Annotated in this window: 10 protein-coding genes; 5 read left to right on the top strand and 5 right to left on the bottom strand. The window is 64.6% G+C overall.

The window, feature by feature from the left end:
* Positions 1 to 33: 33 nt before the first annotated feature.
* From ABFX19_RS03605 to ABFX19_RS03615, 3 genes are read left to right on the top strand one after another with little or no spacing between them, the layout of a single operon-like run.
* Complete coding sequence (locus tag ABFX19_RS03605; RefSeq protein ID WP_277359759.1) at positions 34 to 462, top strand: VOC family protein; 429 nt, start codon at positions 34 to 36, stop codon at positions 460 to 462.
* Between the two features lie 22 nt (positions 463 to 484).
* Positions 485 to 1,231: a mycothiol-dependent nitroreductase Rv2466c family protein gene (locus ABFX19_RS03610; protein WP_346027502.1), complete on the top strand. Its 747-nt coding sequence runs from the start codon at positions 485 to 487 to the stop codon at positions 1,229 to 1,231.
* Positions 1,232 to 1,259: 28 nt separating this feature from the next.
* Positions 1,260 to 2,495, top strand: a complete 1,236-nt coding sequence (locus ABFX19_RS03615; RefSeq protein ID WP_346027503.1) for an ROK family transcriptional regulator — start codon at positions 1,260 to 1,262, stop codon at positions 2,493 to 2,495.
* 34 nt (positions 2,496 to 2,529) lie between these two features.
* Here the strand turns inward: ABFX19_RS03615 and ABFX19_RS03620 are convergent, their stop codons facing one another.
* From ABFX19_RS03620 to ABFX19_RS03635, 4 genes are all read right to left on the bottom strand, one after another.
* Positions 2,530 to 3,774, bottom strand: coding sequence for a cation:proton antiporter (locus ABFX19_RS03620; RefSeq protein ID WP_346027504.1), 1,245 nt, complete (start codon positions 3,772 to 3,774; stop codon positions 2,530 to 2,532).
* Positions 3,775 to 3,819: 45 nt separating this feature from the next.
* The gene (locus ABFX19_RS03625) at positions 3,820 to 4,515 is read right to left on the bottom strand and encodes a class F sortase (protein ID WP_346027505.1); all 696 of its coding nucleotides are present in this window, start codon (positions 4,513 to 4,515) and stop codon (positions 3,820 to 3,822) included.
* Between the two features lie 84 nt (positions 4,516 to 4,599).
* Positions 4,600 to 5,880 (bottom strand): hypothetical protein, encoded by a 1,281-nt coding sequence (locus ABFX19_RS03630; RefSeq protein WP_346027506.1) that lies wholly within the window; start codon positions 5,878 to 5,880, stop codon positions 4,600 to 4,602.
* Between the two features lie 162 nt (positions 5,881 to 6,042).
* Complete coding sequence (locus ABFX19_RS03635; RefSeq protein WP_346027507.1) at positions 6,043 to 8,982, bottom strand: FAD-binding and (Fe-S)-binding domain-containing protein; 2,940 nt, start codon at positions 8,980 to 8,982, stop codon at positions 6,043 to 6,045.
* A 31-nt stretch (positions 8,983 to 9,013) separates the two neighbouring features.
* Between ABFX19_RS03635 and ABFX19_RS03640 the strand changes: the two genes are divergently transcribed.
* Both ABFX19_RS03640 and ABFX19_RS03645 read left to right on the top strand, forming a co-directional pair.
* Positions 9,014 to 9,715, top strand: a complete 702-nt coding sequence (locus ABFX19_RS03640; protein ID WP_346027508.1) for a GntR family transcriptional regulator — start codon at positions 9,014 to 9,016, stop codon at positions 9,713 to 9,715.
* 53 nt (positions 9,716 to 9,768) lie between these two features.
* Complete coding sequence (locus ABFX19_RS03645) at positions 9,769 to 11,445, top strand: alkaline phosphatase D family protein (RefSeq protein ID WP_346027509.1); 1,677 nt, start codon at positions 9,769 to 9,771, stop codon at positions 11,443 to 11,445.
* 87 nt (positions 11,446 to 11,532) lie between these two features.
* Here the strand turns inward: ABFX19_RS03645 and ABFX19_RS03650 are convergent, their stop codons facing one another.
* Positions 11,533 to 12,099, bottom strand: a complete 567-nt coding sequence (locus ABFX19_RS03650) for a hypothetical protein (protein WP_346027510.1) — start codon at positions 12,097 to 12,099, stop codon at positions 11,533 to 11,535.
* Positions 12,100 to 12,319 lie beyond the last annotated feature (220 nt).

Consider the following 12,319-nt stretch of genomic DNA (forward strand, 5'->3'; position numbering starts at 1 on the left):
CCCGCCCGCGTTGGTGGTGGAACAATCATTCCCATGGACCAGCGGCTTCACTTCATCACCCTCGCCACACGCGACCTCGACGCAGCCCGCGCCTTCTATCGGGACGGCCTCGGGTGGGAGGCGAATCTCGATGTACCGGGTGAGATCCTCTTCTACCAGGTCGCGCCGGGACTGCTGCTGGGCCTTTTCCACGCCGACAAATTCGCCCAGGATCTCGGCGCCACTGCTGCGCCGGCCCCCACGGGTGTCACGCTCTCGCACAACGTCGACAGCCCCGACGCCGTCCGAAGCACCGTCGACGCGATGACTGCGGCGGGCGGCTCGGTACTCAAGCAGCCGCAGCAGGGCCAGTTCGGCGGGATCTTCCACGCCCATGTCCAGGATCCGAACGGTGTCATTTGGGAAATCGCGCACAACCCCGGCTGGCGCATCAACGACGACGGCACAGTGGTACTCGGTTAGCCGCCGCCCCTATAGTGGCGAAATGAGCGACGAGACCAAGAGCACAGCGGATATCCACTTCTACTTCGACCCCGTCTGCCCCTTCGCCTGGATGACCAGCAAGTGGGTTCGTCTCGTCATGGAGGAACGGGATTACTCCGTCGAGTGGCGCTTCATTTCCCTGCGCCTGCTCAACGCGTCGGTCGATTATGACTCACACTTCCCCGAAGGCTACGAGGCCGGGCACACTGCCGGCCTGCGCCTGCTCCGCGTCGCCGCGCAGGTCCGGAAGGATCACGGGCCAGACGCCGTCGCTACCCTTTATGCCCGCCTCGGCGCCCACATCTTCGATATAGAACGGGACGACCCGTCGCAATCCGGCGCCACCGGATATCACGGAACCCGTGAATTTCTCGAGCCGATCCTCGCGGAGGCCGGCCTGCCGTCGTCGTTGGCGGACGCGCTCGACGACCGCTCACTCGACTCGATAATCCAGGCAGAGACGGACGGGGCGCTTTCCCATACGGGCAAGGACGTCGGCACTCCGATCATCCACTTCGAGCCGCCGGAGGGCGTGGCGTTCTTCGGACCGGTGATCAGTAGGCTCCCCTCCCGCGGTGAGGCGGCGCAACTATGGGACCACGTGGTGGCTCTGGCCAGCTTCCCCGGCTTCGCCGAACTGAAGCGAAGCCTCCGCGAACGTCCACAGCTGCGCAGTTTCGGGATCACCGATGCAGATGCCGGCGTGGAGGAAGACTGGCACGGCGGAAGCCGCCGCCAGAAGAAGTAGCGCCCCCGCAAGAGTGTTTACTGGATGAGTGAACGTAAACCCCAGGGAAGGATCGCTTGCCGCGGGCGCGTCGTCGACCACCATGCTGCGCCGGTCCAATGCGAGGCTGATCCTCGACGCGATCCGGCGCGCCCCCTCCGGGAACACCGTCACCGCAAATGAACTCATCGGTGCCACCTCGCTCACGCGCGCCACTGTCCTCGGGGTCTGCGATGACCTGCTCCGCGACGGCTGGATCCGCGAGCAGCCCGCGCTCGCCGCCACCGGCAAAGGCCGACCGGCCCGGCATTTCGCCCTTGACGACAACGCCGGATACGTCCTCGGAATCGACGCCGGTTACAGCCATGTCCGCAGCGTCGTCGCCAATCTGCGCGGGGAGGTAGTTGGCCGCGGTGGAGCGGCCTTCACAGCGGACATCGACAACGCGGATCCCGCTCCCCGCACCGCAGCTCTAAAGCTCGCCATAGATTCAGCGCTCGACGACGGCGGCATCGCCCCTTCCCGCGTCCTGACCGTCTGTTTCGGCATCCCGGCCCCGGTCAGCCGCCATGGCACCATCCCGACGGGCAACCCGTTCTGGGAGCGGATGGCAGTAGATCAGGAAGCGGTGCTTGCCGGGCGCCCACAGTGCACGTCCTTCATTGAGAATGACGCCAACCTCGCAGCCCTCGCCGAACGTTACAACGGCACCGTGGACCCGGATGGCAGCTTCCTGGTGCTCCTCGCCGGCGAACGGTTCGGTGCCGGGGTCATAGAAGACGGACATCTCCTGCACGGATCGCTCGGCGGCGGTGGGGAAATGCACTATCTCGACCTAGTGGAGGGCGTTGGCAGCCCGGCGGCCATCGCTCCCCTTGCCCGCGCCTGGGCGGCAGAGGCTCTGGCCGCAGGCCGGGCCACAACCCTGTCGAAGGGCCGCTCGCAGAAAAATGGGCCATCTGCGGAGGCCGTGTTCGCGGCAGCGGAAGCCGGTGACGCCGTCGCAATTGAAATCGTGGATCGCCTGGCGGAGCGGCTGTCCCGCGTCATCTCAACCCTCGCATCGTTGCTCAACCCGGAGACCGTGGTCATCGGCGGGGCGGTAGCGCCATCTATCGCGCGCCTGGCCGAGCAGATTGAAGCGAAGGTGGCAACGACGTCGCACTTCCCGCCGCGGGTGGTGGCGTCCTCGCTCGCTGGGGACATTGTGCTGACCGGGGCCGTAAACGCGGCGCTCGCCAGGGTCAGCCGGGACGCGTTGGATATTGAATTGCGCCGGACCTGAACCAGCTGTGCGCTCAGCCTGATCTGAGTGCCGGTTACCCCGTTTCGTGTTCCTGTTTCCGCTCGGGCTCCCTTCGCTTGAGCCAGGCACTGAGCGGCGCGGTCGAGAGTCCGTGGATGAGGACAGACAATGTGATGGCGAGGGTGACGTAGATGAAGATCTCGTGATTGCCGGTGTGCCCCTCGGCGAGGGTCGCATAGAACAGCGCCGAGATTCCCACCGGTCCAAACCAGCTCAGGAACGTTGTCTCAGGGACGTCGTGCAGCGATGTGATCAGGGGACGCAGGGCCCACAGGGTGATGATCCGCCGCAGCAGCACCGCAGCGGCGAGCGCAACGGGCGGAATCCAGCCGAGAGCGGCCCACTCACCGATGGGCAAGGCGAGCCCCAGCAGGATGAAGACGGGCAGGAGAAAGAAGCGGGCAACGGCGTCGTCAATCTTGTCCTCCTGCTCCTCGTCCCGCTCGGGGATCACCTGTCCGAATACCGCGGCGCCAACAAAGACGGCGAGAATGGCGTCCGTGCCGAGCAGTTTCCCTGCGCCGAGGAGGAGGAGGCCGAAAGGCACGAAGAAGCCCAGGTAGGAGCTTTCCTCCATGAGCCCCACGTTCTTTGACCAGACGAAAAGCTTGGCAAGGGCGAAACCGGCAATAACCCCGAAGAGCATCGCTCCCAGCACCTCCCACAGCAGCACCTTCACAAGCATCTCGTGCCAAGCTTGTCCCGGTTTGGTCAGCAGCAGGACAGGGAGCATGACGAACAGATAGCCAAGCCCGTCATTGAGCCCGCTCTCCGCAGAAAGGTTGTGGCGGACGCGTTCGGGGATGCGCTCTTCCGCGAGGGATCCGGTGACAATCGGTGTAGTAACCACGGGGTCTGTCGGCGTGATGATCGCACCCAGCAGGAGGGCCAGGAGAAACGGGACCCCCAACAATGCCCAAAGCACACCGGTGGCCGCTACGAGCATGGCGATCATGCCGAGCAGAATGATGACCGCGATCCAGCGCAGGTTCTTCCGCCAGTACCCGTGCGGCAAGCGGAGTGCTACGCCGGTCAGCCCGATCGCGAGGGTAATTCGCGACGCCTCTTCAAGCAGCGTGCCTTGGGGAACACCGAAGTCCTCAATGCTGAGGACTCCGAAGGCATACGGCCCGATCAGCGCGCCGAACAGCAGCGCGAGAACCGGGCCAGGCAGGCTTACCCGCTGCGCCAGGGTGGAGAAGGCGGAGAGTACGAGCACCGCACCGGCAAAGAGCGTCAGCACGAGGTTGATGGTCATAGCTTCCCCGTACCCCCTTTTCAACGGGCCAAACGTGCAGGGGCTTTACACCTCCGGTACGGCGGTGACGATCACGTTCTTTCCCCAGAGGTCCTCGGTGTAACAGCTGATCAGCACAAGCCGGTTCGGGACGATGTTCCAGATGTCGCTGTTCTTCAATGTGTCCTTGTTGTGGGTGGTGACGGAGTCAACGACGTAGTTGATCTTGCCCTCGACAGTGGTGAGTACAACGGAATCCCCAACCTCAACCTCTGAGCTGAGCCGGTTGAAGGGACTGTCACGGTCTTCCCAGCTGTGGCCCGTGATGTAGACCGTGTTCTCGGACCCTTCTCCCGGCGCGCCGTAGTTCGTGAGCCAGTAGCCGTCGAGGGTTTCCGGCGGAACCAGCGACTGCGCTGCCAGGTCAGCATCTGTTGGAGTCAACGGGAGGACGGGAACGGAGATATCCGCCGATTCGATGCTGAGCTTTTGCGGCGCGGACGCGGGAGGGAGAGTCACTTCCGGCGCGGGTGTTGAGGCCTCGGGTGACGGTGATTGCGAAGATGTGGCCGGGGCGGAAGCCGGAGCAGCGATTGTCGGAGCAGCGGTTGTCGGAGTTGCTCCTCCGGACCCGGCGAACAGCTGAATCCCGAGAACCAAGAGGGCGAGGAACAGCACCACAACGACGGCGCCAATCGCCAGCCGCGGAATCCTGCGGTCTTTTTCCCCCGGCCCGGTGGGCGCGCGATGTGCATTACTCATGGTGGAGCGGTCTTTCCGAACTGGTGCCGAATGCGCAGGGGCACCGCCCGAACGGGACGGCGCCCCTGCGCATTCTCTGCTGACTTAGCTGTTGTGGACCCGACGCGCAGCCATTGTGCCGGCTACAACCAGGAAGCCGATACCGGCCGCAAGCGCGCCGATTCCTGCTGGGTCGGTGCTGGCTGTCGGTACGGCAGTCTGCACGTTCATTCCGCGGTTGGTTCCGCCGGTGCCGCCGGTACCACCCGTGCCGCCGCCTGTTGTCACGGCCCCGCCTGTTCCGCCTGCTCCATTGCCGTAATCGTGGTCATCGTCGTCTTTGTCGCCGCCGCCGACAACGCCTCCACCTACGGCAGCTCCGGTGCACGCTTCGATTGCTGCTGCGAAGAGTGCTTCGAGCTCGAGCAGGTCAACGTCCAGCGCATCAAGTTGCACAGCAAGACCGTTGACCACAGCGATGGCTGCATCGAGGTTCGCCTGAGCTTCGAGGATGGCCAGAGCAGCAAAGAGCTCCGTCTCGAGGTCGATCAGCGCAGAGAAATCGAGATCGACACCCAGCAGAGCTTCGAACCGCGCTTCAGCGTCAAGGATTGCCGTGATGTCGCCGCTGACCAACAGATCGAGCAGCAGGCGCGCTTCGGCGGCTGCCGCGATGTCAAGCTGCAAGTCAGCGATCAGTGCACGAAGGGCCGCTTCCAGCTCGACCAGATCGACCTCGGCCTCAAGCTGGAAATCAGCTGGATCGAGCTCGATGTCCGCCAGCGCCTCAACTGTCGCATCTTCCAACACACCATCGCTGATGTCGGCGATGAGGATGTCAGCTTCATCCTGCGTGAGGTCCCCCGCGGTCACGGCGGCGTTCACGGCTAAAGTCAAGCCTTCGACATCAAGTACCTGAGGGAGCAGGAACTCGTTCAGGTTGATGCCCAGTGCTGCCAAGGCAGCCGCGTCCAATTCACCGCCAGCCAGTACGGCGTCGAGCAGTAGCTGAGCCTGCCCCACCGCACTGTTGGCGGCGGCCTCTGCATTGATGATGGCGTTGATGTTTGGAAGTTGCTCTGTCTCCAAAGCAATCAGAGCGTCACCGATAAGAACTTCCAGCTCCGCAAGCGTCAGCGTCCCCTCGACCTCGAGCATGTCCAGCGTTTCCTGAGCGTCCAGCAGGTTCTGGAGGGCAACGGCAAGCTCAACTTCGAGCTCGGCATTGAGCTCGGCGTTGTGAAGGGCTGCAGTGAACTGGTTTTGCGCGGAAATACATTCCGGCGAGTCGTGAACGGCGGAGGCCGGCGCGGCGCTAAAAAAAAGACCACCGGCAACGAGCGTGGCGGTGGATCCTGCTGCGAGTAACTGCTTGCGTACGTGCATGTTGTCCCCTATGCGAGTGATACATCGGCTTCTGGGCCGACGGCGATGACCGAGTTGCGTACGGCAACTAAGGCCCTCCCAGTTCTACCGGAGAGACGCACGTCACAGGTAAACAAGCTGATTAAGTTACCGAACCGTTACAGTGGACTCCTACTTCGCTGGCTAGTTCGCCGGCAGTTTTTCCGCCAACAGCTGCGCCAGGTGGATACCCTTCCGCTCGCTGAGGTCCTCCAGTTGAGTGCGGCAGGAGTACCCGTCAGCGAGGACGACGGCGTCAGCCGCCGCCGCGCGAACCGCCGGCAGTAACTGCTGCTCAGCTACCGCAACGGACACCTCGTAGTGGCCGCGTTCCACGCCGAAGTTCCCGGCGAGGCCGCAGCAACCGCCAAGTTTCTGAAGGGAGGCGCCGGCACCTTCCAGCAGCGCGGCATCGGGGCTCCAGCCCATGACGGCGTGGTGATGGCAGTGCGGTTGCGCGACGACTGTGGTTCCCTCCAGCGACGGCGCCTCGTAGTCCGGCGTCTTGGCCAGCAGTTCCGCGAGCGTGTGCGTTGCACTCGCGACTTGCCCCGCAACAGCCCTGCCCAACAGTTCGATCGAGTCGGACCGCAGCACCCCGGTACACGAAGGTTCAAGGCCCACGATCGGTATCCCCTGCTCCGCATACTCCTTCAACGTCTCCACCGACGAGCGCAGGATCTTCCGGGCGCTGTCGAGTTGCCCGGTCGAGATCCAGGTCAGCCCGCAACACACCGGCTTTTCAGGAATCAGGACCTCATATCCCGCGCCCTCGAGGACCCGGACCGCTGCCTTACCCACGTCGGGGGAGAAGTTGTTCGTGAAGGAGTCAGCCCAGAGAAGGACCTGCGGGCGGCATTTGGACGCAGACTCCGACCCGACCTGGGTCACAGATCCGGAGGCAGAAGCTTGCCCCACGCCCGAAACCCGCCGCGACCCGAACCACTTGTGGAACGTCTGCGGCGCGAAGGCGGGGATCCTTCGGCGCTGGTCCACTCCCGCAAGCCGCAGACCCAGCTTTCCCAGACCCGGCAGGCTCACCAACGCGTTCACAACGCGCGGAGCAACCGAGGCCAGGGCCGCCCACCGGGGCAACCAGCCGAGCGAATAGTGCGACGCCGGTCGGACCCGACCCTTGTAGCTTTGATGCAGCACTTCCGCCTTATAGGACGCCATGTCAATGCCCGTAGGACAATCCGAGGCGCATCCCTTGCACGACAGGCACAGATCAAGTGCCTCATGAACCTCCGGCGCCCGCCAGTTCGGCTTGCCGTGCTTGTGACCGGCAGCCGCACCGCCAACAACGCTGCCGTTGATCATCTCCTGCAACGCCCGTGCGCGGCCTCGAGTAGAGTCCTTCTCCTCCAGCGTCGCGATGTAGGACGGACACATCACCGTCTGGTTATCCCTGTGCGCGGCGCGGCACTGGCCCACGCCGGTGCAGCGGTGGACCGCCTGGCTGAAGTCGCCGTCGTCATGTTCGTAACCGAACGCCAGTCCGGTACGCAGCGGGCCGGCCTCAGCTACGCGGACGTTCGCGTCCAGCGGCTCAGGATCAACGAGCACTCCCGGGTTGAGGATGTTGTCCGGGTCGAGGATGCCCTTGACCTTGCCGAACAAGGACAGGGCAGCAGGTGTGTACATGAAGGGGAGGAGCTCGCTGCGCGCCCGCCCATCGCCGTGTTCGCCGGACAGAGATCCGCCGTACGATGCGACCAAACGCGCCGCATCGGTGAGGAAAGCGCGGAAGACTGCGGCGCCGTCGTCGTGCTGGAAGGGGAAGTCCAGCCTCACGTGGACGCAGCCGTCGCCGAAGTGGCCGAACGGGAAACCGGTGAGGTGATGGGTGAGCAGGAGTTCGTCGAACTCGCGGAGGTAGTCGCCGAGGCGCTCCGGCGGAACGGCCGCGTCCTCCCACCCGGCATGCGCGGGCGCTCCCGCGGGCGAACGTCCGGCCAGTCCACCGCCGTCCTCGCGGATCCGCCACAGCGCGGCCGCCTGTGCAGGACTGGTGATGATGCGGGAGTGGCGGGCAGTGGCAACCACGCTCACCGCAGCCGCGCGGTCGGCAACCTCGGCTGCGTCATCACCAGAAATCTCGACGAACAGCCACGCCGCTCCGCCGGGCAGTTCAGGCACGGCCTGCGGTCCCTTCCGCGAGCGCACAACCTCGACGATGCGGGAATCCAGCCCCTCGCACGCCGTGGGTTTGAATGGCAGGACCGAGGTCACGGCGTCACCGGCCTCGCCGATGTTCTCGAATCCGAGTACCACCATGGTTTTATGCGGTGCATCCGTCACCAGCCGAACGCCGGCTTCCAGCACGACGGCGAGCGTCCCCTCGCTACCCACCAGCATCCGCCGCAGGTCGAACCCACGCTCCGGCAGCAGGTGCTCGAGTGAGTACCCGGACACCTGCCGGCCAAACCTGCCCAGTTCAGTGCGGATTGTCCCGAGATTACCGCTCACCAGCGAGCGCAGCGCGTCCGTTTCAGCAGACGACGGCGTCTCCCCCGGTCCCAGTCTCAGCCGCGCACCGGAGCCGGTCATCACGTCGAGGTGCGTCACGTTGTCGGCCGTCCGGCCGTAGGCGAGGGCGCGCGATCCGCACGCGTTGTTGCCGATCATTCCGCCCACTGTGCACCGCGTGTGCGTTGACGGATCTGGTCCGAAGCGCAGCCCGCTGGCAAGGGCCACCTTTTGCAGCGTGGCATGGACAGCGCCGGGTTCGACGACGGCGGTCCGGCTTTCGGCGTCGAACTCCAGGACGCGGTTGAGGTGGCGGCTGAAATCGATCACCACTCCGCGGCCGATTGCGTTGCCCGCCAAGGAGGTCCCGGCGCCGCGCGATGTGAATGGGATGCCACGTTCCCGGCAGACCTCGAGCGTGGTGAGCACCTCGTCGAGGTGGCGCGGAAAGACGACGGCGGCAGGTTGGATCCGGTAGAGCGAGGCATCGCTTGAGTAGACGGCACGCGAGGTTGCGTCCGCCCGCGCGTCCCCAACGCCACGGGAATGCAGCTCGGAGACAAGGGACCGGGGAGCTGTGAGCGTCGTCGCCATGGGTAACATGTTACTACTCATCCCGCTCTCTTTCCGCGGCTACGCTTGGCTCATGCCTCCTGCACAGACGCCGCGACCACCGTCGCTCACTGAACGCACCATCGAAGCGGTGCGGGACGGCATCCGGAACGGCACTTTTGTGCCCGGCGAGCTGTACTCGGTGTACCAGTTGGCAGACAAGCTGAGCGTGTCCCGCAGCCCCGTCCGTGAGGCGCTGCTCCGGCTGGCCGAGACCGGAATGGTGGCGATCGAGAAGAACCGCGGCTTCCGGGTTGTCCTTCCGGGCGCCCGCGAACTGGCGGAGATCATGGCGGTGCGCGTGGCCCTTGAGGTCCCTGCGGCTGCCCAGGCCGCCCGGCGCGCCGGAGCAAGAGACCGCGCCGCCCTCGAAAGGGAACGCGAAGCCATGCAGCAGGCAGTCCGGAATGGCGACGAAGGGGCCTTCCTCCTGCACGACCAGCGCCTCCACGCGCTCCTGCTCAACCTAGCGAGCAACAGCCACACCATCCGCATTATCGAGAACCTGCGGGACGCGACGCGGCTGATCGGCATGTCCACTATCCGCACCTCCCGCTCCCTCGAGGACGTTTACGCCGAGCACCTGCCAATCCTCACCGCGGTCGAAAGCGGCGACGCGGACGCCGCAGCCCTCGCAATGCGCCGCCACCTCGAATCGACGGGGAAGCTTTTGCTGCGGGGCGCGGCCACCGAAAACGACGACGTCGATCGCCTTTGGGAGGACTACGTCGGCTGAGGGCGGCAGCACAGCGATGGCGCCGGCACGCAGTGCACGGGTAGAACTGAGGTATGGACAGCTCGCTGGTACTCGGCCCCATGCTTCGGTATGTCGACGAAACGACGGCAAGTGTGTGGGTGGAAACGCGCGGGACAGCACGGGTTCGGGTCAGCGCTTCCGGCCGTGAATGGGAAGCCGGCACTTTTTCTGTGCACGGGCATCACTACGCGCTGATTGAGGTGGAGGGGCTTGAGCCGAGATCCAGCTCGCCGTACACAGTGGTCATGGACGGGCAGCAGGTTTGGCCGGAGGAAGGGTCGCCATTCCCTGCACCCACTATCCGGACTCTTGACCCGGAGCGACCCTTTCGCCTCGCTTACGGATCGTGCAGGACAAGCGAAGCGAACGACCTCGCAGCGCACAAGACGCACGGCGTCGACTCCCTGCTGGCCTTCGCGCTGAACCTCGCCGCCCGGGATGAGGCAGTGCGCCCGGACCTCATCGCGTTCCTCGGCGACCAGGTGTACGCGGACATTCCAAGCGACGAGATGCTTCAGTTGATCCGGGATGACAGAGGCATTGACACCAAACTGGACGCTGAGCTGCGCAACTACGAGGAATACACGCAGATCTACCGGCTCGCATGGTCCGGCCCTGCAATCCGCTGGCTGCTGTCCACTCTTCCCAGCGCCATGATCTTCGATGATCACGACATCCGGGATGACTGGAACTCGTCCCTGCTGTGGAAGAGGAAGGTTGCAACAATCCCCTGGTGGCGGGACCGCATTGTCTCCGGTCTGGCGTCCTACTGGGTATACCAGCACCTGGGGAACCTTTCTCCGTCAGAACGCGCGGCCGATGAAATCTGGCAAGCTATCAAGTCTCACCAAGGACCCGGCGAGCTTGAACTCAGCTCCATCGTCGAGGCTGTCGTGGAAGAGGCGGACCGGAATCCGGAACGCTACCGCTGGAGCTTCTGCAGGGACTTCGGCGATACCCGGCTCATTGTCCTGGATTCACGGGCTGCCCGCGTCCTGCAACCCGGTCAGCGCTCCATGCTGGACCGGAAGGAATTGCAGTGGCTCGACGAGCGGATTCAGGGCGACCGGCGGCATCTGCTCGTCGCCACGTCACTTCCGTTCCTGCTTCCGCGGGGGCTTCATCACATCGAGGACTGGAACGCCGTGCTCGTTGACGGCCGCTGGGGTGAACGTCTCGCGGCCGTCGGTGAGTGGGTCCGCCAGGCGATCGATCTGGAGCATTGGGCAGCGTTTCCCGAGAGCTTTCGCGCCGTCGCAACCATGGCCACGGAGGTAGCCACAGGCCAGCGCGGCGCGGCTCCGGAAACAGTGACGTTCCTGTCCGGTGACGTTCACTTCTCCTACATCGAGGAGGTGGACCAACCCATGCAGTCCCGCGTCCTGCAGGCGGTCTGCTCTCCGATCCGGAATCCGCTGCGGCCGGCACTGCGCTGGGTCGCAGCGCTTATGTCCACACGGGTGGCAGGTCCGCTCGGCGGCGTGCTGGCGCGATTTGTTCCGCAGCCGCCGTTCCACTGGTCAACGTTGAAGAAACCCTGGTTCGACAACAACCTCGCAAGCCTGGAAGTGACGGAGGAGGGGTTGAAGCTGCGGTGGGACACCGGCGTCGTCAGCGGTGGAAACCATGCCGCCCCTCAACTGAAGGAAGTCACCTCGATCACCATCGCTCCGCGGGCAGCTGAGGCTACGAACGCTCACTCCCGTTAGCACCCTGGCCACCGGGTAGCGGTTAACACCTACCGGCTGCCGCAACCCCTATCCGGTGCCCACATCACTATCGCAACGTGACCGCACCTAGGAACCCGCCGGCTCAAGCAACTTAGCCGAAAGGTCAGCGAGCAGGTCCTGGGTGACGCCGTCGAGCTCGCCTTGGCTCATCGCCTGTACGTTTGCGATCACTCCGTTACCGCGCGCTGTAACTGAGAGGTTGTGGAAGACCGGCTGCCCGCCCAGCTCCTGGGTCACCCGAAGCGCGAAGGATTCTTCGCCAATCAGGTCCAGCGGCACCTCCTCCGTGATGGAGGTAATGGTGTTGCCCTGGATGGTCGCGGTCACTTCAGCACACTTCTCGAGCGCCTCGCGGCTGACGTTGAACCCCTGCTGAACTGCGTCCTCCGTTGAGCCGTCCATCACGACGACAGCCAGGTAGCCGCCCGATGAGTCAGCAGCTCCGACACCGCTGACCGCTCCAGCTGCCAGGTCCGCAGAAGCCGCAGCATTCCCGGTCGCGTGGTCCTTGCACTCGGCCGGCTGAATGTCTGCGCCCTCCATCGCGGACTGCACGATTTCAAGTCCCGCAGCGGCCTGCTCTGCAGAGACGAGCTGAAACGGATCACCAAGCGCATCAGTCAAAGCAGTCACCCTCGCCTCAAGTTGAGCCTTGTTTGGAGCCTCCACATCTACGGGTGCCGCAGCTGTCGCTGAGGAGGCAGGCGCCGTCGTCGCTGCATTGGTGGGTGCCGGCGTCGCACTGTCAGGGGCGGTTGAATGCTATCGCATGGCGCAAGCGCTAGCGCTGAGCGTGCCGCTGAGAAAACCGCGCAGGTAGTGGTCCAGGAATCTGCGGCCCTTGACGCTCCCG

The sequence above is a fragment of the Arthrobacter parietis genome, assembly GCF_039530425.1.
Classification (GTDB): domain Bacteria; phylum Actinomycetota; class Actinomycetes; order Actinomycetales; family Micrococcaceae; genus Arthrobacter_D; species Arthrobacter_D parietis.

Excerpts from the sequence above, each read along its gene's own strand:
- ABFX19_RS03605 (WP_277359759.1), top strand. The coding sequence starts at position 34 with ATGGACCAGCGGCTTCACTTCATCACCCTCGCCACACGCGACCTCGAC.
- ABFX19_RS03610 (WP_346027502.1), top strand. The coding sequence starts at position 485 with ATGAGCGACGAGACCAAGAGCACAGCGGATATCCACTTCTACTTCGAC.
- ABFX19_RS03620 (WP_346027504.1), bottom strand. The coding sequence starts at position 3,774 with ATGACCATCAACCTCGTGCTGACGCTCTTTGCCGGTGCGGTGCTCGTA.
- ABFX19_RS03625 (WP_346027505.1), bottom strand. The coding sequence starts at position 4,515 with ATGAGTAATGCACATCGCGCGCCCACCGGGCCGGGGGAAAAAGACCGC.
- ABFX19_RS03630 (WP_346027506.1), bottom strand. The coding sequence starts at position 5,880 with ATGCACGTACGCAAGCAGTTACTCGCAGCAGGATCCACCGCCACGCTC.
- ABFX19_RS03635 (WP_346027507.1), bottom strand. The coding sequence starts at position 8,982 with ATGAGTAGTAACATGTTACCCATGGCGACGACGCTCACAGCTCCCCGG.
- ABFX19_RS03640 (WP_346027508.1), top strand. The coding sequence starts at position 9,014 with ATGCCTCCTGCACAGACGCCGCGACCACCGTCGCTCACTGAACGCACC.
- ABFX19_RS03645 (WP_346027509.1), top strand. The coding sequence starts at position 9,769 with ATGGACAGCTCGCTGGTACTCGGCCCCATGCTTCGGTATGTCGACGAA.